Source organism: Aeromicrobium sp. Root472D3, assembly GCF_001426485.1.
GTDB lineage: Bacteria > Actinomycetota > Actinomycetes > Propionibacteriales > Nocardioidaceae > Aeromicrobium.
In genome coordinates, this window is the sequence record NZ_LMET01000001.1 from 1645788 (window position 1) to 1667059 (window position 21272).

Below are 21272 nucleotides of genomic sequence, written 5' to 3' on the forward strand. Positions count from 1 at the left end.
GGTGCCCCCGGGAGGATTCGAACCTCCGCTTCCGCCTCCGGAGGGCGGCGCTCTATCCCCTGAGCTACGGGGGCCAATGCGGCCAACTGCGGTGTGAGCCTACCCCACGCCCACTACCGTGGTGTCCATGCCCAGAGTGCTCGTGGTCGACGACACGGCCTCGATCCGATTTCTGATCCGCACCAACCTCGAGCTGGCCGGCTACGACGTCGACGAGGCGGTCGACGGCGTCGACTGCCTCGACGTCCTGAAGCGCCTCGACACGATGCCCGACCTCATCACGGTCGACGTCATGATGCCGCGGCTCGACGGCGTCGCGACCGTCACGGCGATCCGGGCCGACCCGCGCACGCGCGACATCGCGGTCGTCATGGTCTCGACGCAGGGGCAGGCCGCCGACATCCAGCGGGCCACCGAGGCGGGGGTCGACGCCTACGTGACCAAGCCGTTCGACCCCGACCACCTGGTCGTCACGGTCGGCGACGTCCTCGACCGCACGCGCGCCCGTCGCGCCCCCTGACGCGTTCCTCTTGAACCGGGCCCCCGACGGACGTACCGTTTCAGGTACACGGAAAGGAGGTGGTCCGAAGAATGAATTCGTCTTGGACATGTGAGGTGGCTGTCCGCTAGTCGCGGACCCCAGTTCAGCACCAACTGGACCGGTGACGGCGAATACCCGCAGTCATCCGACCCGCAGGGTGCCGAGTGTGTCCGCTCGGTGAGGGGCCTGAGCCCCAGCCCTGCGGGTCGTCCACGTCCGGGCCCGGTCGACGCGGCGGATACGCTGGTCGTGTGACCCCCGAGCAGCTCTCCAGCACGATCGTCGACGCCCTGACCGCCCTGACCGAGTCGGGGGCCGTGGCCCTCCCGGACGGCGTCCCCGCCCAGGTGCTCGTCGAGCGACCCAAGGTCAAGCAGCACGGCGACTACGCCACCAACATCGCGCTGCAGCTGGGCAAGAAGGCCGGTATGAACCCGCGCGAGTTCGCGCAGCTGCTGGCCGACCAGCTGGCGTCGGCCGAGGGCGTCGCGAGCGCCGAGATCGCCGGACCCGGCTTCCTCAACATCCGTGTCGCCGCGGGTGCGCAGGGGGCCCTGGCTCCGCAGATCGTCGCGGCCGGCACGTCGTACGGCACGAGCGACCTCTACGCCGGTCAGAGGGTCAACCTCGAGTTCGTCAGCGCCAACCCGACCGGCCCGATCCACATCGGTGGCGTGCGGTGGGCCGCGGTCGGCGACTCGCTCGGTCGCATCCTGACGGCGATCGGCGCCGACGTCACCCGCGAGTACTACTTCAACGACCACGGCGTGCAGATCGACCGCTTCGCGCGCTCGCTGCTGGCCGACGCCCGGGGCGAGGACGCGCCCGAGGACGGCTACGGCGGTCAGTACATCTCCGACATCGCGGCGACCGTCACCGCCAAGGTCCCCGGCGCCGCCGAGCTGCCCGACGACGAGGCGCTCGAGACGTTCCGCGCCGAGGGCGTCGACCTGATGTTCGGCGAGATCAAGGCGAGCCTGCACGACTTCGGCGTCGACTTCGACGTCTACTTCCACGAGAACGACCTGCACGAGTCGGGCGCCGTCGACCGCGCGATCGCCCGCCTGCGCGAGCTCGGGATGATGTACGAGCAGGACGACGCCACGTGGCTCAAGACGTCCGAGTTCGGCGACGACAAGGACCGCGTCGTCATCAAGTCCGACGGCCAGCCCGCCTACATCTCGGGAGATCTGGCGTACTACCTCGACAAGCGCGAGCGCGGCTTCGACCGCTGCCTCATCATGCTGGGCGCCGACCACCACGGCTACGTCTCGCGCATGATGGCGATGTGCGCCGCCTTCGGCGACACCCCGAAGGTCAACCTCGAGCTGCTGATCGGGCAGATGGTCAACCTGGTGCGCGACGGCGAGCCCCTGCGCATGAGCAAGCGCGCCGGCACGGTGCTGCGGCTGGAGGACCTCGTCGACGCGATCGGCGTCGACGCCTCGCGCTACGCCCTGGCGCGCTACTCGATGGACTCCACGATCGACCTCGACCTCGACCTGTGGGCCAGCCAGACCAGCGACAACCCGGTCTACTACGTCCAGTACGCGCACGCCCGCCTCTCGTCGATCATCCGCAACGCGGTCGACCTCGGCGTCACGATCGACGAGGCGACGTTCGACCCGTCGCTGCTGGCGGTCGAGCAGGAGGGTGCGCTGCTGCGCTCGCTCGCCGACTACCCGAAGGTCGTGGCCCGTGCGGCCGAGCTGCGCGAGCCGCACCGCATCGCGCGCTACCTCGAGGACACCGCCTCGGCGTTCCACAAGTTCTACGACGTCGCGCACGTCCTGCCCAAGGGCGACGAGGACCCGAGCGACCTGCACCGGGCCCGGCTCATGCTGGTCGCCGCGACGCGTCAGGTCATCGCCAACGGTCTGGCCCTGCTGGGCGTGACCGCTCCCGAGAGGATGTAGGCATGCGCTCCCACGAGGCCGGTGCCCTGCACGGCCAGGCCGGCGACCGCGGTCCCGCCTGGCTCAAGAACCCCGACGACCCCAACGAGCTCGTCCCGCACCTGTGGTCCGACGGCGTCGCGAAGGTCGACGGCGTCCTGACGGTCGCGGGCGCCTCGGCGACCGACCTGGCCGCCGAGTTCGGCACCCCGACCTACGTCGTCGACGAGGACGACTTCCGGCGTCGTGCGCGCGGGTTCAAGGAGGCGTTCCCCGACGCGGACGTCTACTACGCCGCCAAGGCGTTCCTGTGCGTCGCGACCGCCCGCTGGATCGCCGACGAGGGCCTCAACCTCGACGTCTGCACCGGCGGCGAGCTCGCGGTGGCGCTGAGGGCGGACGTCCCGCCCGCCCGCATCGCGCTGCACGGCAACAACAAGTCGGTCGCCGAGCTGCGCCGCGCGCTCGAGGCCGGCGTCGGCCGCATCATCATCGACTCGGTCGAGGAGATCGGGCGCCTGCGCGACCTGACCGCCGAGCTCGGCGTCACGGCAGCCGTCATGGTCCGCGTGACGGCCGGCGTCGAGGCGCACACCCACGAGTACATCTCGACGTCGCACGAGGACCAGAAGTTCGGCTTCTCGATCTCGGGCGGCGACGCGCTCGACGCCGTCCGGCGGGTCGTCGCCGAGCCGGGTCTCGAGCTGCGCGGCCTGCACTCGCACATCGGCTCGCAGATCTTCGTGACCGACGGCTTCGAGGTCGCCGCCCGTCGCGTGCTGCGCCTGCACGCGCAGGTGCAGGCCGAGCTCGGCGTCACGATGCCGGAGTTCGACCTGGGCGGCGGCTTCGGCATCGCCTACACGACGCAGGACGATCCCTCGACGCCCGCCGACCTGGCCCGCGGCATGCTGAAGATCGTCGACGACGAGTGCGCGTCGATGGGCATCGCCGTGCCGCACCTGTCGATCGAGCCCGGCCGCGCGATCGCCGGACCGTCGACGTTCACGCTCTACGAGGTCGGCACGAGCAAGTCGGTCGCCCTCGACGGCGGTGCCTCGCGGCGCTACGTCTCGGTCGACGGCGGCATGAGCGACAACATCCGTCCCGCGCTCTACGGCGCCGACTACTCGTGCACGCTGGCCTCCCGCACGTCCGAGACGCCCGCGGTGCTGAGCCGCGTCGTCGGCAAGCACTGCGAGTCGGGCGACATCGTCGTCAAGGACGAGTTCCTGCCCGGCGACGTCGAGGCGGGCGACCTGCTCGCCGTCCCCGGGACCGGTGCGTACTGCCGCTCGCTGGCCAGCAACTACAACCACGTCCCGCGGGCCGCGGTCGTCGCGGTGCGCGACGGCGAGGCGCGGGTCATCCTGCGCCGCGAGACCGAGGACGACCTGCTGACCCTCGACGTCGGGTAGTCGCGGTGCCTGCGCCGGTGACGCACCGCTACGCGGCGCGGTTCGCCGCGATGGTCGTCGTCGCCGCGGTGGTCGGTGCCGGCGTGACGGTCTGGGACTCGTGGGAGCTGGGTTTGGTCGTGGGGTGGGCGGCGGCGTGCATGCTCTACGTCGTGTGGGTGTGGGTGCTCATCGGGCGCATGGACGCCGAGGAGACCGCGACCCACGCGCGACGCGAGGACCCGGCGCGTGGGGTCGCAGACGCCCTGGTGCTCGTCGCCTCGGTCGCGAGCCTGGGCGCCGTGGCGATGCTGCTGGTCGAGGGCCACGACGCGTCCGACGCCCGGTCGGGCGCGCTGGCCGCGACCGCTCTGCTGGGCGTCGCCCTGTCGTGGCTGCTGGTGCACACGCTGTTCACGCTGCGCTACGCCGCGCAGTACTTCGAGGGGGAGCCGCTGCCGGGCGGTGGTCGTGACATCGACTTCAACACCGACGCCGCGCCGCGGTTCGCCGACTTCGCCTACGTCGCGTTCTCGGTCGGCATGACGTTCCAGATCTCCGACACGAACCTGCGCACCAGCGAGCTGCGCGGGCTGGTGCTCCGTCACGCGCTGCTGTCGTACGTCTTCGGCACCGTCGTGGTCGCGACGACGATCAACCTGGCGATCAGCCTCGCGGGCTGACCCCGCCCGGACGTCGTCACCGATGCGGTGACGCAGGTACCGGCGTGATGACGTCCGGGGCACGTGACGGGCATCCGCAGCCGATGCAGCCACCGAGGTCGTCGCGCAGGCGTTGCAGCTGCTCGATGCGGGCGTCGATCAGGTGAACGCGCGCAGCGCGGCCGTGACCGCGACGGCCGCCGCGACCGCGACGACCAGCGGGCCCTTGCGCACGAGGATGATGCCGCCGACCGTGACGCCGACGGTGTGCGCGCCGACGTGCCAGCGGTCGCCCGTCGCGAAGGTGCTGGTCACGACGAGCGCCGCCAGCAGCGCGGGTGCCATGAGGGCGATGACCCCGACGGCCCGCGGCGGCATCTCCCGTCCGCCGAAGGCCACCGGCCCGATGCCCTTGATGATCGCCGTGACGACGGTGCAGCCCGCGATGGTCCACCAGATCGTCGCGGTCATGCGGGCCGGCCTCCTCGGCGGAGTCCCCACAGGGCCACGAGGCTCGCCGCCAGCACCGGCAGTCCGGCGGGTGCGGCCGGGACCAGGCTGAGCGCGACCAGCCCACCCACGAGCGCGACGGCGAGGGTCGTCCGGTCCTTCACCTCGGCGAGCATCAGGGCCAGGAAGAACGTCGGGTAGATCGCGTCGAGGCCGAACCGGGACGGATCGCTGAACAGGTCGCCGCCCAGCGCGCCGACCGTCGTGCCGACGATCCACGTGACGTACTGCGGTGCCGTCGAGCCGAACAGGAACCAGCGGTCGAACGTCCCGTCGCCGCGGTTCGCCATGGCCCACGACGCGTCGACGACGGCCTGGCCCTGGGCCGCCCTCCACGGCGCGCGGCCCGGCAGGGACGGCCCCAGGGCGATGCCCATCGGCAGGAAGCGCGAGTTCATCAGCGCCGCTGCCGCGACGGCGGCGGTCGCGGTGCCGCCCGAGGCGAGGATCGACACGGCGGCGAACTGCGCCGAGCCGGCGAACACGATGGCCGACATCACGATCGTCGCCTCCGCGGAGAAGCCCGAGTCGCGAGCCAGGATGCCGAACGACATCGACAGGACGAGGCCGACGGCGGCGTAGGGGAAGGCGGCGCGGAAGCCGGCTCGGGCCGACGCGGCGCGGTCGTGGTCGCCGGTCGGGGACATCGAGCTCACGGCGACAGCCTGCCAGCAGCCCGGCCGGGGTCCTCCACGGGTCGGCGACGAACGTGAGACGTAGGGCCCCCGGGGGTGACCCGAAGGTCCCTCGATGCTCCCGACCGCCCCTCGGCGTCCGCCGTTGCAGGGGAGTGCGGGGGCGGGCCCCGGACGCCGATACCCTTGCCCGGTGAGCCCCTCATCGTCAGATCCCGTCGCGCGGACCCCAGGACGCCCGATCCGCGTCGCCCTGCTCGGCTGCGGCGTCGTCGGCACGGAGGTCGCCCGCCTGCTGACGCGTGACGCCGACGAGCTCGCCCAGCGTGTCGGCGCCCCGATGGAGCTGGTGGGCATCGCCGTCCGGCGCCTCGGTCGCGAGCGCGACCTCGACGTGCCCGACGAGCTGTTCACGACCGACGCGGCCGGGCTGGTCTCGCGCGGCGACATCGACGTCGTGATCGAGGTCATCGGCGGCATCGACCTGGCCCGCGACCTGATCCTCTCGGCCCTCGAGCACGGCGCCTCGGTCGTCACCGCCAACAAGGCCCTGCTCGCCGAGGACGGCGCGACGCTGTTCGAGGCGGCGCACAAGGCCGAGCGCGACCTCTACTTCGAGGCCGCCGTCGCGGGCGCGATCCCGATCGTCCGACCGCTGCGCGAGTCGCTGGCCGGCGACCGCGTGCAGCGCGTGCTGGGCATCGTCAACGGCACCACGAACTTCATCCTCGACGCCATGACCACGACCGGCCAGGGCTTCTCCGAGGCGCTCGACGAGGCGCAGCGGCTCGGCTACGCCGAGGCCGATCCGACGGCCGACATCGAGGGCTTCGACGCCGCCTCCAAGGCCGCGATCCTCGCGGGCCTGGCGTTCCACACGCGCGTCACGATCGGCGACGTCCACCGAGAGGGCATCACCGACGTCACCGCCGCCGACGTCCGCTCGGCCGACGAGATGGGCTGCGTCGTCAAGCTGCTGGCGATCTGCGAGCGGCACGAGACGCCCGACGGCCCGGCCGTCTCGGCGCGCGTGCACCCCGCGATGATCCCGCTGACGCACCCGCTCGCGAGCGTCCGCGGCGCGTACAACGCGGTCTTCGTCGAGAGCGAGGCGGCCGGCGAGCTGATGTTCTACGGCCCCGGCGCCGGCGGTGCCCCCACCGCGAGCGCGGTGCTGGGCGACGTCGTCTCGGTCGCCCGCAACCGTCGCAGCGACGTGTTCGGACCCGGTGAGTCGACCCACGCGCAGCTCGAGGTGCTCGACATGGGTCGGGCGCGCACCCGCTACCACGTCTCGATCGACGTCGACGACCGCGCGGGCGTGCTGGCGTCGGTCGCGAGCGCGTTCGCGGAGTACGACGTCTCGATCAAGACGGTCCGGCAGGAGGGCAGCGGGTCCGACGCCCAGCTGGTCATCGTGACCCACGAGGCCGAGGACGCCGCGCTGTCGGCGACCGTCGCGTCGCTGCGGGGTCTCGACATGGTGAGGGACGTGACATCGGTGATGCGCGTCGAGGGAGGATTCTGATGGCACACGTGTGGCGTGGCGTGATCGAGGAGTACCGCGAGTGGCTGCCCGTGACCGACGGGTCGCCCGTCATCTCGCTGGGCGAGGGCGGCACGCCGCTCGTCCGCTCGGCGTGGCTGTCGGGCCTCGTGCGCGGTGACGTCTGGCTCAAGGTCGAGGGCAACAACCCCACCGGCTCGTTCAAGGACCGCGGCATGACGACCGCCGTGTCGGTCGCCGTGGGCGAGGGCGCCAAGGCCGTGGTGTGCGCCTCGACCGGCAACACGTCGGCGTCGATGACGGCCTACGCGGCGCAGGCGGGCCTGACGCCCGTCGTGCTGGTGCCGCACGGCAAGATCGCCGCGGGCAAGATGGCCCAGGCCGTCATGCACGGCGCCGAGGTCATCCAGGTCAAGGGCGGCTTCGACGAGTGCCTGCAGCTCTCGCGGGCGCTGGCCGACAAGTACCCCGTCGCCCTGGTCAACTCCGTCAACCCGGTCCGGCTGCAGGGGCAGAAGACCGCGTCGTTCGAGATCGTCGACTCGCTCGGCGCCGCGCCCGACCTGCACGTCCTGCCGGTCGGCAACGCGGGCAACATCTCGGCCTACTGGCTGGGCTACCGCGAGTACGCCGACGCGGGCGTGTCGTCGGGCACCCCGCAGATGTGGGGCTTCCAGGCCAAGGGCTCCGACCCCATCGTGCAGGGTGCGCCGATCCCGCACCCCGAGACCGTCGCGACGGCCATCCGCATCGGCAACCCCGCGTCGTGGCACCTCGCCGAGGCCGCCCGCGACGAGTCCGCCGGTCGCATCGGGTCGGTCAGCGACGAGCAGATCCTGCAGGCCCAGCGCGACCTCGCCGCCCGCGACGGCGTCTTCGTCGAGCCGGCCTCGGCGGCCGGCGTCGCCGGCCTCGTCGAGGCCGCGGCCGCGGGACAGGTCGACCCGGGCCTGACGATCGCCGTCACGGTCACGGGCCACGGGCTCAAGGACATCGACACGGCGCTGTCGGGCGCCGGTGCGCTGGTCGACGCGATCATCGAGTTCGACGTCGACGCGGCGGCCGAGGCCGCCGGACTGCGGTGACGTTCGTCCAGGGGCCCGTCACGGTCCGCGTGCCGGCCTCGAGCGCCAACCTCGGGCCGGGCTTCGACGCGCTGGGCCTGGCCCTGTCGATGCACGACGAGATCACCGCCGAGGTCATCGACGCGGGCCTCGAGATCCACGTGTCGGGGGAGGGGCGCGACGGCGTCCCGCTCGACGAGACGCACCTGGTCGTGCAGGCGATGCACGCGGCGTTCGACCTGCTGGGCGGACGGCCGACGGGTCTGCGCCTGACGTGCGACAACGTCATCCCGCACGGGCGCGGGCTGGGCTCGTCGGCGGCCGCGATCGTCGGCGGCGTCGTGCTGGCCCGTGCGCTGGTCGACGGTGGCGACGAGCTGCTCGACGACGCCGCGGCCTTCCAGCTGACGGTCGACATCGAGGGACACCCCGACAACGTCGCGGCCGCCTTCTTCGGCGGTCTCACGATCTCGTGGATCGACGGCGCCGCCGCATCGGTGGAGCGCCTCGACACCGACGTCGCCGTGACGGTGTTCGTGCCGTCGACGGCGGTGTCGACCGAGAAGGCCCGTGGGCTGCTGCCCGAGACGGTCCCGCACGGGGACGCGGCGGTCAACGCGGGCCGGGCGGCGCTGCTCGTCGCGGCCCTGACCGGGGCGCCGCACCGGCTGATCTCGGCCACCGAGGACCGCCTGCACCAGGCGTACCGCGCCGAGGCGATGCCCGACTCCTACAAGCTGCTGCGGGCGCTGCGGGTCGAGGGCGTGCCGACGATCATCTCCGGCGCGGGCCCCACGGTGCTGGCGTTCGCGCGGGGTGTCGCCGACGCCGTGCCCGCGGGCTGGTCGGTCCACGAGCTCGACGTCGACGCGACGGGTGTCCGGGTCGTCGGTCGCTGAGCCGTCGCACCCGAGGGTGTTATGGTGAGCGGGTCGGAGTCGAGTACATCTCCCCGACAGCTCCACCGCAAGTGAGCAGTGCCACTTCGCCGCCCGTCAGATACGGGCCAGCCCTGATGCCTCCCGGACTCCCGGAGCACTGGCCGTGTGGCCTCATCCCCGTAAGGAACCTACGTGACCGACACCACCACATCCGACGCGTCCACGCCGACCGACGCTCCCGCGGCCACCGCCGCGCCGAGGCGCACCGGCGGAGGACTGGGCGGCAAGGTGCTCGCCGAGCTCCAGGAGATCGCCTCCGAGCTCGGCATCACCGGCGCCGAGAAGATGCGCAAGGGCGCTCTGATCGACGCCATCAAGATCGCCCGCGGCGACGCGGGCACCTCGACGAAGGCCGCGGTCAAGGCCGCCTCCGGCCCCGCCGTCGACACGACGCCGCCGGCGGCCGTGACGCTGCCCGTCGCCGAGCCCACGACCGACACCGCGGCCGCGGCCGACGCCCCGGCGAAGGCCGAGAAGCCTGCCCGCAGCCGTCGTGCCAAGGCCGACAAGCCGGCCGTCGAGAAGGCCGACCAGGCCTCCGCCGAGGTGGCCGAGCCCGAGGTCGAGCGGCCGGCCCGCGCGGGCCGCGCCGCTGCCAAGGACCGCGACGCCACGGCCGACACGCGCGCCGAGGGCCGTGCCGACGAGCAGCCCAAGGACGACGACTCCGACGGCGGCAACGCCAACGGCGCCGGCAACGGCAACGGCCGTGGACGGGGTCGCGGCCGTGGCCAGGGCGGCCAGAACAAGGACGGCGGCCAGAACAACAACGGCGGCGGCCAGAACAACAACAACGGCGGCGGTCAGAACAAGGACGCCGCGCAGGCCAAGGACGGCGGCCAGGCCAAGGACGGCAACCAGGGCGGCGGCCGCCAGAACAACCAGAACGGCGGCAACGCGCCCGCGCAGAACCGCAGCCAGGGCGGTGCCCCGGCCAACGGTCCGGAGGACGACGACGAGATGGGCGGCCGTCGCCGCAACCGTCGCGGTCGCAACCGCAACGGTGCCGCAGCCGGCCGCGGCGGTGCGATGGACGTCGACACGTCCTACACCGAGGACGACGTCCTGGTGCCCGCCGCGGGCATCCTCGACATCCTCGACAACTACGCCTTCGTCCGCACGACGGGCTACCTGCCGAGCGACAACGACGTCTACGTCTCGCTGTCGATGGTCCGCAAGTGGGGCCTTCGCCGCGGTGACGCCGTCGTCGGCCAGGTGCGCCAGCCCCGCGAGGGCGAGCGCAAGGAGAAGTTCAACCCGATGGTCAAGATCGACTCGGTCAACGGCATGAGCCTCGACGAGGCCACCAAGCGGGTCGAGTTCTCGCAGCTCACGCCGCTGCACCCGACCGAGCGCCTGCGCCTCGAGGGCGAGGCCGGCGGTGTCACGGGCCGCGTCGTCGACTTGGTCGCGCCGATCGGCAAGGGCCAGCGCGGTCTCATCGTCTCGCCGCCCCAGGCCGGCAAGACCATGGTCATGCAGCAGCTCGCGCACGCCATCACGGCGAACAACCCCGAGTGCCACCTGATGGTCGTCCTGGTCGACGAGCGTCCCGAGGAGGTCACCGACTTCCAGCGCTCCGTCAAGGGCGAGGTCATCGCGTCCACGTTCGACCGTCCCGCGACCGACCACACGATGGTCGCCGAGCTCGCGATCGAGCGCGCCAAGCGCCTGGTCGAGCTGGGCCACGACGTCGTGCTGCTGCTCGACGGCATCACCCGGTTGGGTCGCGCCTACAACATGGCCGGTCCGACGTCGGGTCGCGTCATGTCCGGCGGGGTCGACTCGTCGGCGCTGTACCCGCCGAAGAAGTTCTTCGGCGCGGCCCGCAACGTCGAGGACGGCGGCTCGCTGACGATCCTCGCGACGGCGCTCGTCGAGACGGGCTCGCGCACCGACGAGGTCATCTTCGAGGAGTTCACGGGCACCGGCAACTGGGAGCTGCGTCTGCGTCGCGACCTCGCCGACCAGCGCATCTTCCCGGCGATCGACCTCACCGCGTCGAGCACGCGCCGCGAGGAGCTGCTGATGGGCGCCGACGAGCTCGCCGAGGCCGGCAGGCTCCGCCGCGGCCTGGCCGGTGTCGACGGCCAGAAGGGTCTCGAGCTGGTGCTCGAGACGCTCGCCAGGACCAAGGACAACGCCGACCTGCTGACGCAGGTCACCAAGGCGCTGCCCGCGACCTGAGCCGGCGGCTGACGAGGGGTGGATCCGCAGGACCGGGTCCACCCCTTCGTCGTCTCGTCGACCGGGGCCGCCCCCGTCAGGTGGGCTTCCCCGAGGCCCCGTCGGCGAGGTGCGCCATGAGCCGCTCCATGCGCAGGATCCCGACGAAGCGTCCGGCCCCGTCGGTGCAGCACAGGGGGACGAAGCGGTGCTCCGCGGGGCGTGCCATGGCGCGGGAGACGACATCGGCGACCGGGGTGTCGACGTTGACGGTCATGACGTCGACCGGCTCGTGCCGGCCGCCCGCGTGGTGCAGCAGCGCGACGGGGCGGTGCTGCTCGTCGACCACGACGACGTGCTCGAAGCCCGTCGCCTCGGCCAGGACGCTGCGGGTCGCCTCGGGGTGGCGGGTCGTGTAGGCCTGCTGCAGCAGTGATCGCAGCACGCCGTCCGGCGTCCTCGTGGCCGGCGGCAGCGCGGTCCGCGTCGCGCCGGGGATCGTGGGCCACGCCGGGCCGGCCACCCCGACGAACGGCCCGCGCGCCAGCGGCACGCCGAGCTGCGCCAGGACCCGCAGCTCGGCGGCCGTCTCGACCGCGTCCGCCAGGATCCACGCGTCGAGCTGTCCCGCGAGCTGGCCCGTCACCTCGATCGCGGTGCGCCGGCTCGGGTGGGTGTCGATGCCGCGCGTCCACGCGGCACCCAGGCGGATGATCGCGGGACGCAGCCGGACGATGCTGCCGAGCTCCGGCTGGGCGTCGTCCCGGCCGCCGACCGCGATGCGGGCGCCCGCGGCACGGTAGTCGTCGAGCGCCGGCACGGCACGCGAGACCAGCTCGCTGCTGAAGTCCGTCACGTCGAGCACGACCCCGCCGAGCTGACCGTGGGCCGCGAGACGCGACCGGACGGCGGGATCGCCGACCAGGTCGAGCGGGACGGGCACCGAGATGAACGTGTTGGTGGGCAGCGTCGCCGACGCTGTCAGGGCCGCGTCGATCGTCCGCACCGTGACGGCCCACCGCGGGACCGGGTCGGCGAGACGTCCGCGCGACACCTCGGGCACGGCGTGGAACCCCGCGGCCGTGCCGCGCGCCACGTCGAGGATGGGTTGGTGCAGCACCGTGACACCGGCGTCGCGGGCGGTACCCGCGTGAGTCGTGTCGGCCCCCGGCAGGCGGGGGAGCGAGCCCATCGTGGCCACGCCGATCAGGCGACGGCGACGATGTGGGCCCGGACCGCGGCCACGAGCTCGTCCGAGACCTCGACGACTCCGTGGTCGGCGGCGTGCGTGGCCACCTGCACCAGGATGTCGTCCTCGGTGTCGCACACCCACGACGCGCGGCATCCCGGCACGACGTCTCCGCAGGCGAAAGTCTTCATGATCGGACCTCCCAGTTCCGACGGACCCGCTCCCTGGCCGACAGCGCGGCCTCGGGTCCGATGAGCCTCAGGGTAGGCCAGATCCTCCACGCCGAGAGGGTTTTCGCGCAAGAAGCCCCGGGTGCGCGGCTTTGGGATGGTCGCTGCCACGGGCCGCACCTACGATGGACGCATGACCACCGCCTACGACTTCTCCGCGACCTCGATCGACGGCACCGACCGCCTCCTGGCCGACTACCGCGGCAAGGTGCTGCTGATCGTCAACACCGCCACCCAGTGCGGTTTCACGCCCCAGTTCAAGGGCCTCGAGGCGGTCTACCAGGAGTACGTCGACCGCGGTCTGGTCGTGCTGGGCTTCCCGTGCGACCAGTTCGGCAACCAGAACCCCGACGGCGACGACGAGACCGCGACGTTCTGCGAGAAGAACTTCGGCGTCACGTTCCCGCTGTTCTCCGAGATCGAGGTCAACGGCGACGGCGCCCACCCGCTGTACCAGTGGCTGAAGAAGGAGAAGGGCGGCATCGGGCCGTCCAAGATCAAGTGGAACTTCACCAAGTTCCTCGTCGACGCCGAGGGCAACGTCGTCAAGCGCTACGGATCGGCGACCAAGCCCGAGAAGATCCGCGGCGACATCGAGAAGCTCCTCCCCGCGGAATAAACCCGCCCCCGATTTCGCTGAACCATGTGCCAACTGGCACAATCCATCCTTGGTTCTGGTTCACGCCACCGCACTCCGCGGGACGACCCAGCGACCGCCGAGAGGACACATCATGAAGAACGGCATCCACCCCGACTACGTCGACACCGAGGTCACCTGCACCTGCGGCAACACGTTCACGACCAAGAGCACGGCGCCCGAGGGCGTTCTCCGCGCCGACGTCTGCTCCGCCTGCCACCCGTTCTACACGGGCAAGCAGAAGATCCTCGACACCGGCGGACGCGTCGCCCGCTTCGAGAAGCGTTACGCCAAGAAGTAGCGACCTGCCAGCGCCGACCCCAGCCCCCACCGGGCTCGGGTCGGCGCTGTCGTTGTGTCCGCCCCCGCCCACCCCGTCCGTCCCTCACCCAGGAGCCAGTCATGTTCGAGGCCGTCGACTCCCTCGTCCGCGAGCACGCCGAGCTCGAGGAGCGCATGGGCGATCCGTCGGTGCACTCCGACCCGGGCCTGGCCAAGAAGCTCGGTCAGCGCTACGCCGAGCTGAGCGCGATCGTCAAAACGTACCGCGACTTCCAGCAGGCCACCGACGACCTCGAGGCCGCGCGCGAGCTCGCCGCGGAGGACTCCTCGTTCGCCGCCGAGATCGACGCCCTCGAGCCGCGCCTGCACGAGCTGTCCGAGCGGCTGCAGCGCCTCCTGGTGCCGCGTGACCCGCAGGACGCCAAGGACGTCCTCCTGGAGATCAAGGGCGGCGAAGGGGGTGAGGAGTCGGCCCTGTTCGCCGGTGACCTGCAGCGGATGTACGCGCGCTACGCCGAGCAGCGGGGCTGGAGGACCGAGATCCTCGACGCGACGGAGTCGGCGCTCGGCGGCTACAAGTCCGTCACGATGGCCGTCAAGGCCAAGGGGACGCCCGAGCCGGGCGAGGCCCCGCACGCGCTCCTGAAGTTCGAGGGCGGCGTGCACCGCGTCCAGCGCGTCCCCGTCACGGAGTCGCAGGGCCGCATCCACACGTCCGCCGCGGGTGTCCTGGTGCTGGCCGAGGCCGAGGACGTCGACGTCGAGATCCACGACGCCGACCTGCGCATCGACGTCTACCGGTCGTCGGGCCCCGGCGGGCAGAGCGTCAACACGACCGACTCGGCGGTGCGCATCACGCACGTCCCGACCGGCATCGTCGCGAGCTGCCAGAACGAGAAGAGCCAGCTGCAGAACAAGGAGCAGGCCATGCGCATCCTGCGCTCGCGCCTGCTCGACGCGGCGCAGGCGGCGGCCGACGCGGAGGCGTCCGACGTGCGCAAGGCGCAGATCCGCACGGTCGACCGCTCCGAGCGCATCCGCACGTACAACTTCCCCGAGAACCGCCTGTCGGACCACCGCACGGGCTTCAAGGCGTACAACCTCGACCAGGTCATGGACGGGGCGCTCGACGACGTCATCGGCTCCCTGGTCGACGCCGACCTGGCCGTCCGGCTCGCCGCCGTCGAGTCCGGGGCGTAGGCGCACGATGGCCGTCCGGTCGCAGGCCGAGCGCCTGCTCGAGCAGGCGACGTCCGATCTCGACGCCGGGGGAGTGTCGTCGCCGCGCCACGACGCGGAGGTGCTGCTGAGCCACGTCACGGGCGTGCCGCGCCTGATGCTGCTCGACGCGGCCCGCCCCGACGGCATGCAGGTGCAGCAGTTCCAGCGGCTCGTCGAGGCCCGGGCGTCNTGCCGCTCCAGCACCTGACGGGGTCGGCGGGCTTCCGCTACGTCGACGTCGAGGTCGGGCCGGGGGTGTTCGTCCCGAGGCCCGAGACCGAGCTGCTGGCGGGGTGGGCGATCGACCACGCCCGGACGCTCGAGGCGCCCGTCGTCGTCGAGCTGTGCGCGGGCGCGGGGGCGATCTCGCTGTCGGTCGTCCACGAGGTGCCGGGTGCCCGGGTGCACGCCGTCGAGCTCGACGAGCCGGCGTTCGAGTGGGCGCGCCGCAACCTCGTGGGCACGGGCGTCGACCTGCGGCTCGGCGACATGGCCGACGCGTTCGCCGACCTCGACGGCCAGGTCGACGTCGTCGTGGCCAACCCGCCGTACATCCCGCTCGACGCGTGGGAGAGCGTGGCCCCCGAGGCCCGCGACCACGACCCCGCGCTGGCCCTGTGGTCGGGCGACGACGGCCTCGACGCGATGCGCGTCGTCGACCGCGTCGCGTGGCGGCTGCTGAGGCCCGGGGGAGTCGTGGGCGCCGAGCACGCCGACGCGCAGGGCGAGTCGGCCCCGGCCGTCTTCACCGGACGCTGGGCCGACGTGCGCGACCACCGCGACCTCGCCGACCGACCCCGCTACGTCACCGCCACCAAGCCCCGCCGATAGGCTCGGACGCACCATGGGCCTCGACGAGCTGGGACTGATCGGTGCCGCGATCGCCGTCGGTCTCGGCGCAGCTGTGCTTCCGGTGTTCGTCAACGCCGAGGTCTACGTCGTCGCGATCGGGGCGACCGTCAACAGCCGGCCGTTCCTCGCGCTGCTGATCCTGATCCACGTCATCGCCACGACGATCGGCAAGGCCTTCGTCTTCCAGCTCGCCCGCAAGGGCACCAACAAGATCCGCATGGTCGAGCCGAGGCCACCCCGCAGCGCGTTCACGGCATTCGTACGACGGGTGGGGCGGCGGCTCGCGCGCACGCGCTTCTTCCGGTGGGTCAAGCGCGTCAACGACTGGCTCCTGACGCTGCTCGACCGGCCGTACTCGGGCGGGCTGACCGCGTTCATGTCGTCGCTGACGGGCATCCCGCCCCTCGCGCTCGTGACGATCCTGGCGGGTGCGTCGAAGCAGCCGCAGTGGCTGTTCCTCACGATGGTGTTCACCGGCCGCCTGATCCAGTTCCTCACGATCGCCTTCCTGCTCCACCAGGTCAGCTGGTTCTGAGCACCGCCGACGAGTCACGCACGCCCGCCGACGAGTCACGTACGCCCGCCGACGAGTCACTCGCGTCCGGCGGGAGTGACTCGTGACGCGGCGGGAGTGACTCGCGGGCGGGCGTGGGTGGCTCGCGACGCGGCGTGGGTGACTCGTCGGCGGTGGGGTGGGGGACGGGGGCGACCGCCTACGATGGGCGGGTGAGGTTCGACTGCAGCGTGGACGAGGAGTACGACCGCGGGTTGCTGGCTGCGCAGGCCGCCCTCGAGACCGGCAAGCTGGTGGTGCTGCCGACCGACACGGTCTACGGCCTGGCCGCCGACGCGTTCTCGCCGCGGGCGGTCCAGAACCTGCTCGACGCCAAGGGCCGCGGCCGCGACATGCCGCCCCCCGTGTTGGTCGGTGCCCCCACGACCCTCGACGCCCTCGCCGTCGACATCCCCGCGTGGCTGCGCACGATGGTCGAGGCGTTGTGGCCCGGCCCGCTGACGATCGTGTGCCGGCAGCAGCCCTCGCTGACGTGGGACCTCGGCGAGACGCACAACACCGTCGCGGTCCGCATGCCCGACGACCGGCGAGCCCTGGCCCTCCTGAAGCAGACCGGCCCGCTGGCCGTCAGCAGCGCCAACACGACGGGCTCCCCGGCGGCCCAGGACGTCGACGAGGCCGAGCGCATGCTGGGTGCCCGGGTCGCGGTCTACCTCGACGGCGGGCCGACGTCGTCGGGCACGCCCTCGACGATCCTCGACGCGACGGGCACGACCCCGCGGGTGCTGCGCCAGGGCGCCGTCCCGCTCGAGGTGCTGCACCAGTTCAACAACACGATCGAGCCGGCGGACGACGCCGAGGGCGGGCCCGCCTAGTGCGCGAGTACCTGGTCGTCTTCGGCGTGGCCCTCGGCGTGACGTACCTGCTGGCGTCGATCGCCCGCCAGGCCGCCTACCACCTCGGCGCCGTCGCGCGGGTGCGCGACCGCGACGTCCACGCCATCCCGACCCCGTACTTCGGCGGTCCCGCGATGCTCGGCGGACTGCTGGCGGCGTACCTGGTCGCGACGAGCCTGCCGTTCCTCTCGCTGGCCGACGACGGCGTGTTCGACGACGTCCGCGCCGTCGTGCTGGGCGGCATCGTGATCTGCGTCGTGGGGGTCGTCGACGACCTGTACGAGCTCGACGCCCTCAGCAAGTTCGCGGGCCAGGTGCTGGCCGGCATCATCGTCGTCGCGCAGGGCGTGCAGTTCTACTACCTGCCGCTGTACGGCAACTACATCGGCCTCGACCAGGCGCAGGCGATGATCTTCACGGTCCTGCTGATCGTCGGGACGGCCAACGCGGTCAACTTCGTGGACGGCCTCGACGGGCTCGCGGCCGGGATGGTCGCGATCGGCGCCGTGGCCTTCTTCGCCTACGCCTTCGTGCTGGCGGTCGAGAACGGCGAGACGCGTGCCATCGCGGCGGCTTTGCTGACGGCGGCGCTGGCGGGAGCGTGCATCGGCATCCTGCCGCACAACTTCTTCCCGGCCCGCATGTTCATCGGCGACTCGGGCTCGATGCTGATCGGCTTCGTGCTGGCGTGCTCGTCGATCAGCCTGACCGGCCAGTTCCCGGCGACCGAGATCTCCGAGGGCATCGGCGGTGCCGAGCGCAGCTTCCTGCCGACCCTGCTGCCGCTGATCCTGCCGTTCACGATCCTGCTCGTGCCGTTCGTCGACCTGGCCCTGGCGGTCGTCCGCCGCACGCGGGCCGGCCGGTCGCCGTTCAGCCCCGACAAGATGCACATCCACCACCGCCTGCTCGAGATCGGCCACTCGCACCGCCGCGCCGTCCTGCTGATGTACGCGTTCGCGGGCCTCGTGGCCTTCGGCAGCGTCGTGATCAGCCTGTTCAGCGGCTGGCAGTCCATCGCGGGCTTCGGCGCCCTGGCCGTGCTGACGGTCGCGGCGGTGTTCCTGCTGCCCAAGCTCGAGGAGAAGGTGTGGTCATGAGGAACGGACGGACGGGCGCCGTGCGCCGTGTGCTGCTGCCGGTCGTGGCCGTCACGGCGGTCGCCGCCGGCGCGTTCGGCGTCGCCGAGGGGTCGGACGGCGTCTACGGCGCTCTGCTCGGGGGAGCGGTCGTGATCCTGTTCCTGGGCTCGACCCCCGTCGTCCTGACGCCGCTGGTGCGGCGCAGCGCGGCGATGTCGCTGCCGGTCGCCCTGACGTTCCTCGGGGTCAAGTCGGTGGCCGCCCTCATCGTGCTCGCGCTGCTGTTCGACATCGGCGGCCTGGCCGACCGGATCGACTTCATGGCCTTCGGGATCACGGCCATCGCGGCGTCGTTGGCGTGGACGTTTCTGCAGATCGTCGCGTACCGCAACGACCGTACGCCGACCTATGACCTGAGTAACAAGGACTGAGCAGACCCTGATAGCCTCGGCAGTGCGAACCGGGTCACCGCCAAGCGCATGACTCCTCGCACGACAATGACGCTGGCCGTATGCCCCACCGACGCGAGTCGAGGGCGACCGCGCCATGAGACAAAGGTGAATGAGTGACGCTCGCCTCCATCGCATTCGGTGCGGTTACCGGTCCGCCCAGCCCCGGGCCGTCCGACTTCGATCTTCCCGGCATCGCCGGTTCGGCCGTCACCAAGCCGATGGTGCTCGTCGCGCTGTCGGTCGTGATCATCGTGGCGCTGTTCTACGCGATGGCCCGCCCCGCCGCGGTCGTCCCCGGACGCATGCAGTTCGCCGGAGAGCTCGTCTACGGATTCGTCCGCAACGGCATCGCCCGCGAGAACATCGGCTCGCACGACTTCCAGAAGTACGTGCCGTTCCTGTTCTCGCTGTTCCTGTTCGTGCTGGTGAACAACTTCTACGGCATCATCCCGGTGATCCAGTTCCCGACGATGTCGCACATCGGCTACCCGCTGGCCATCGCGGTCCTGTCGTGGCTGGTCTACAACGGCGCCGGCATCGCCAAGAAGGGCTTCCTCGGCTACCTCAAGCACGAGACCGTGCCGGCCGGCATGAAGGGCCCCATCCTCCTGCTGCTGGTGCCGCTGGAGTTCCTGTCCAACATCCTGCTGCGACCCGTCACCCTGACGCTGCGTCTGTTCGCCACGATGTTCGCCGGCCACCTGCTCGTGATCCTCTTCGCGCTCGGCGGCGAGTACCTGCTGCTCCACTCCGACCCCGTCCTGAACAAGGTCGCCGGCGTCTTCTCGGTGGTCCTGGCCATCGGCATCAGCTTCCTGGAGATCCTCATCATGTTCCTCCAGGCCTACGTGTTCACCCTCCTGACCTCGATGTACATCAGCGAAGCCATCGCTGACGAGCACTGAGACCAGCACCCGAACGACAACTTCATCGTCATCCCTCCACATCCACGACGCGGACTCCCCGTGTCGCAACGAAAGGAAACGCCGTGGAAACCATCGGCACTCTGAACATGGTCGGTCTCGGCCTCGCCGCGATCGGCCCCGGTATCGGCGTCGGCCTGATCTTCGCCGCGTTCGTCACCGGTGTCGCCCGTCAGCCCGAGGCTGAGGGCAAGCTGCGCCAGATCGCGATCCTCGGCTTCGTCCTCGCCGAGCAGTTCTTCATCATCGGACTGGCCCTGGCGTTCGTCCTCAAGGCCAGCAACACCTGATTCCGATCACTCGACCAAAGGCAACCACATGATCTCGACACTCGTGTTCGCCGCCGCGGAGAACGCGGAGGAGGAAGAGCTGAACCCGCTGATCCCGCACCTCGCGGAGATCGTCATCGGGCTCGTCTTCTTCGCGATCCTCCTCCTGCTGATCTGGAAGGTCGTCGCCCCGCTGTTCGAGAAGGCCTACGCGGAGCGCACTGCGGCCATCGAAGGTGGCATCGAGGAGGCCCAGGCCGCCCAGAAGGAGGCCAAGGCAGCCCTCGAGCAGTACACGGCCCAGCTCGCGGGGGCGCGGCACGAAGCCGCCGCCATCCGCGAGGAGGCCAAGGAGCAGGGCGCGCAGATCATCGCCGAGCTCCGGGCCCAGGCCCAGGCCGAGGCCGAGCGCATCACCACGACGGCGCACGCGCAGGTCGAGGCCGAGCGTGCCCAGGTCCTGGCCCAGCTCAAGGGCGAGGTCGGGTCCATGGCCACCGCGCTCGCGGGTCGCATCGTCGGCGAGGTCCTCGACGACTCCGCGGCCCAGAAGCGCACGGTCGAGCGCTTCATCGCCGAGCTCGAGGAGTCGGCGAACTGATGCGAGGCATTTCAGCGAAGTCTCTCGACGAGGTCCTGGCAGCCGTGAGTGCTGCCGGGACCGGGTCGGGCGACCTCGGAGTCGAGCTGTTCGACATCGTCGCGACGCTCGACCGTGAACCCGCCCTGCGGCGCGTGCTGACCGACCCGTCGACCGAGGCGCAGGCCAAGGCCGGGCTGGCCGAGCAGGTGTTCGGCGGCAAGGTCAGTGCCGACGCCCTGACGGTCCTGCGGGTCGCGGTCAGCGGTCGTTGGGCGTCGGGTCGCGATCTCACCGACGGTCTCGAGACCGCCGGCGTGACCGCGCTGGTGGCCTCGGCCGACAGTGCGGGCGACCTCGACGCCGTCGAGACCGAGCTGTTCGAGGTCGGTCGCTTCGTGCGGTCCGACGCCGAGCTGCGGCAGATCGTGTCCGACCGGGCGCTCGCGCCCGCGGCCAAGGGTGAGCTGCTGCGCACCCTGCTGGGCGGCAAGGTCTCGGGCACGACGCTGGCGCTGGCCTCGCAGGCCGCCGCCGCGCGGACCGGATCGTTCGAGCGCGCGCTGACCGCCTTCGGCGTCGTCGCGGCCGAGCGTCGCAGCCGCCTGCTGGCCGAGGTGCGCGTCGCCACCGAGCTGGGCGAGTCCGAGAAGACCCGGCTCGCCGCCGCGCTCGCCAAGAAGTACGGGCGCGACGTCCACCTCAACATCGTCGTCGATCCCTCGATCGTCGGAGGCATCGCCGTCTCCGTCGGTGACGAGGTCGTCGACGGCTCCATGGCAACTCGCCTCGAGGTCGCCCGCCGGCGACTCGCAGGCTGACCAGAA

Annotated in this window: 24 protein-coding genes, 1 tRNA gene and 1 pseudogene; 21 read left to right on the forward strand and 5 right to left on the reverse strand. The window is 71.6% G+C overall.

What is annotated here, in order from left to right; all coding sequences use genetic code 11:
* Positions 1 to 2: 2 nt before the first annotated feature.
* Positions 3 to 74: transfer RNA gene (locus ASD10_RS08075), tRNA-Arg, on the reverse strand.
* Between the two features lie 53 nt (positions 75 to 127).
* Here ASD10_RS08075 and ASD10_RS08080 point away from each other — a divergent pair.
* The 4 genes from ASD10_RS08080 (at position 128) to ASD10_RS08095 (ending at position 4516) form a co-directional block, all read left to right on the forward strand.
* Complete coding sequence (locus ASD10_RS08080; RefSeq protein WP_082556093.1) at positions 128 to 520, forward strand: response regulator; 393 nt, start codon at positions 128 to 130, stop codon at positions 518 to 520.
* A 272-nt stretch (positions 521 to 792) separates the two neighbouring features.
* The gene (gene argS, locus ASD10_RS08085) at positions 793 to 2457 is read left to right on the forward strand and encodes an arginine--tRNA ligase (protein ID WP_056607156.1); all 1665 of its coding nucleotides are present in this window, start codon (positions 793 to 795) and stop codon (positions 2455 to 2457) included.
* Between the two features lie 2 nt (positions 2458 to 2459).
* Positions 2460 to 3854, forward strand: a complete 1395-nt coding sequence (gene lysA, locus ASD10_RS08090; RefSeq protein ID WP_056607159.1) for a diaminopimelate decarboxylase — start codon at positions 2460 to 2462, stop codon at positions 3852 to 3854.
* A 5-nt stretch (positions 3855 to 3859) separates the two neighbouring features.
* Positions 3860 to 4516, forward strand: a complete 657-nt coding sequence (locus ASD10_RS08095; protein WP_200938172.1) for a DUF1345 domain-containing protein — start codon at positions 3860 to 3862, stop codon at positions 4514 to 4516.
* Between the two features lie 138 nt (positions 4517 to 4654).
* On the opposite strand, the gene ASD10_RS08100 is transcribed toward ASD10_RS08095, so the two are convergent.
* Both ASD10_RS08100 and ASD10_RS08105 read right to left on the reverse strand, forming a co-directional pair.
* Entirely contained in the window at positions 4655 to 4966 is a 312-nt protein-coding gene (locus ASD10_RS08100) for an AzlD domain-containing protein (protein WP_056607162.1), read from the reverse strand.
* Positions 4963 to 5652, reverse strand: coding sequence for an AzlC family ABC transporter permease (locus ASD10_RS08105; protein WP_056610021.1), 690 nt, complete (start codon positions 5650 to 5652; stop codon positions 4963 to 4965). Before ASD10_RS08105 ends, ASD10_RS08100 begins: the two co-directional genes overlap by 4 nt.
* Positions 5653 to 5833: 181 nt before the next feature.
* Here ASD10_RS08105 and ASD10_RS08110 point away from each other — a divergent pair, with 181 nt between their 5' ends.
* From ASD10_RS08110 to rho, 4 genes are all read left to right on the forward strand, one after another.
* The gene (locus ASD10_RS08110) at positions 5834 to 7168 is read left to right on the forward strand and encodes a homoserine dehydrogenase (RefSeq protein WP_056607165.1); all 1335 of its coding nucleotides are present in this window, start codon (positions 5834 to 5836) and stop codon (positions 7166 to 7168) included.
* A complete protein-coding gene (gene thrC, locus ASD10_RS08115; protein ID WP_056607169.1) occupies positions 7168 to 8232 on the forward strand; it encodes a threonine synthase in 1065 nt (354 codons plus the stop codon). Before ASD10_RS08110 ends, thrC begins: the two co-directional genes overlap by 1 nt.
* On the forward strand, positions 8229 to 9110 hold the full coding sequence (gene thrB, locus ASD10_RS08120; protein ID WP_056607173.1) for a homoserine kinase: 882 nt from the start codon (positions 8229 to 8231) through the stop codon (positions 9108 to 9110). Before thrC ends, thrB begins: the two co-directional genes overlap by 4 nt.
* A 174-nt stretch (positions 9111 to 9284) precedes the next feature.
* Complete coding sequence (gene rho / locus ASD10_RS08125; protein WP_056607176.1) at positions 9285 to 11339, forward strand: transcription termination factor Rho; 2055 nt, start codon at positions 9285 to 9287, stop codon at positions 11337 to 11339.
* A 76-nt stretch (positions 11340 to 11415) separates the two neighbouring features.
* Here rho and ASD10_RS08130 read toward each other — a convergent pair whose 3' ends face one another.
* Both ASD10_RS08130 and ASD10_RS18340 read right to left on the reverse strand, forming a co-directional pair.
* Positions 11416 to 12510 (reverse strand): EAL domain-containing protein, encoded by a 1095-nt coding sequence (locus ASD10_RS08130; protein WP_235501945.1) that lies wholly within the window; start codon positions 12508 to 12510, stop codon positions 11416 to 11418.
* Positions 12511 to 12524: 14 nt separating this feature from the next.
* Positions 12525 to 12698, reverse strand: a complete 174-nt coding sequence (locus ASD10_RS18340) for a DUF1059 domain-containing protein (protein WP_082556095.1) — start codon at positions 12696 to 12698, stop codon at positions 12525 to 12527.
* Positions 12699 to 12870: 172 nt separating this feature from the next.
* Here ASD10_RS18340 and ASD10_RS08135 point away from each other — a divergent pair, with 172 nt between their 5' ends.
* The 13 genes and pseudogenes from ASD10_RS08135 (at position 12871) to ASD10_RS08190 (ending at position 21266) form a co-directional block, all read left to right on the forward strand.
* A complete protein-coding gene (locus ASD10_RS08135; protein WP_056607182.1) occupies positions 12871 to 13356 on the forward strand; it encodes a glutathione peroxidase in 486 nt (161 codons plus the stop codon).
* Between the two features lie 112 nt (positions 13357 to 13468).
* Entirely contained in the window at positions 13469 to 13675 is a 207-nt protein-coding gene (gene rpmE, locus ASD10_RS08140; RefSeq protein ID WP_056607186.1) for a 50S ribosomal protein L31, read from the forward strand.
* Between the two features lie 101 nt (positions 13676 to 13776).
* Positions 13777 to 14856 carry a peptide chain release factor 1 gene (prfA, locus tag ASD10_RS08145; RefSeq protein WP_056607190.1) on the forward strand — a complete coding sequence of 360 codons (1080 nt, stop codon included), beginning with the start codon at positions 13777 to 13779 and terminating at the stop codon, positions 14854 to 14856.
* 7 nt (positions 14857 to 14863) lie between these two features.
* Positions 14864 to 15066 (forward strand): annotated as a pseudogene (locus tag ASD10_RS19160) (peptide chain release factor N(5)-glutamine methyltransferase); the annotation flags it as partial.
* 15 nt (positions 15067 to 15081) lie between these two features.
* Positions 15082 to 15708 carry a class I SAM-dependent methyltransferase gene (locus tag ASD10_RS08150; RefSeq protein ID WP_369797580.1) on the forward strand — a complete coding sequence of 209 codons (627 nt, stop codon included), beginning with the start codon at positions 15082 to 15084 and terminating at the stop codon, positions 15706 to 15708.
* 13 nt (positions 15709 to 15721) lie between these two features.
* Positions 15722 to 16264: a VTT domain-containing protein gene (locus tag ASD10_RS08155; protein WP_056607193.1), complete on the forward strand. Its 543-nt coding sequence runs from the start codon at positions 15722 to 15724 to the stop codon at positions 16262 to 16264.
* A 191-nt stretch (positions 16265 to 16455) separates the two neighbouring features.
* On the forward strand, positions 16456 to 17118 hold the full coding sequence (locus tag ASD10_RS08160; protein WP_056607195.1) for an L-threonylcarbamoyladenylate synthase: 663 nt from the start codon (positions 16456 to 16458) through the stop codon (positions 17116 to 17118).
* The gene (locus ASD10_RS08165; RefSeq protein WP_056607199.1) at positions 17118 to 18239 is read left to right on the forward strand and encodes a glycosyltransferase family 4 protein; all 1122 of its coding nucleotides are present in this window, start codon (positions 17118 to 17120) and stop codon (positions 18237 to 18239) included. The genes ASD10_RS08160 and ASD10_RS08165 overlap by 1 nt, the downstream gene beginning before the upstream one ends.
* On the forward strand, positions 18236 to 18652 hold the full coding sequence (locus ASD10_RS08170; RefSeq protein ID WP_157432500.1) for a hypothetical protein: 417 nt from the start codon (positions 18236 to 18238) through the stop codon (positions 18650 to 18652). Before ASD10_RS08165 ends, ASD10_RS08170 begins: the two co-directional genes overlap by 4 nt.
* A gap of 134 nt (positions 18653 to 18786) precedes the next feature.
* On the forward strand, positions 18787 to 19578 hold the full coding sequence (gene atpB / locus ASD10_RS08175; protein WP_235501787.1) for a F0F1 ATP synthase subunit A: 792 nt from the start codon (positions 18787 to 18789) through the stop codon (positions 19576 to 19578).
* A gap of 107 nt (positions 19579 to 19685) precedes the next feature.
* Entirely contained in the window at positions 19686 to 19886 is a 201-nt protein-coding gene (locus ASD10_RS08180; RefSeq protein WP_197983596.1) for an ATP synthase F0 subunit C, read from the forward strand.
* Positions 19887 to 19914: 28 nt separating this feature from the next.
* Positions 19915 to 20466, forward strand: coding sequence for a F0F1 ATP synthase subunit B (locus ASD10_RS08185; protein WP_056607208.1), 552 nt, complete (start codon positions 19915 to 19917; stop codon positions 20464 to 20466).
* Positions 20466 to 21266, forward strand: coding sequence for a F0F1 ATP synthase subunit delta (locus tag ASD10_RS08190; RefSeq protein WP_082556096.1), 801 nt, complete (start codon positions 20466 to 20468; stop codon positions 21264 to 21266). The genes ASD10_RS08185 and ASD10_RS08190 overlap by 1 nt, the downstream gene beginning before the upstream one ends.
* Positions 21267 to 21272: the final 6 nt, after the last annotated feature.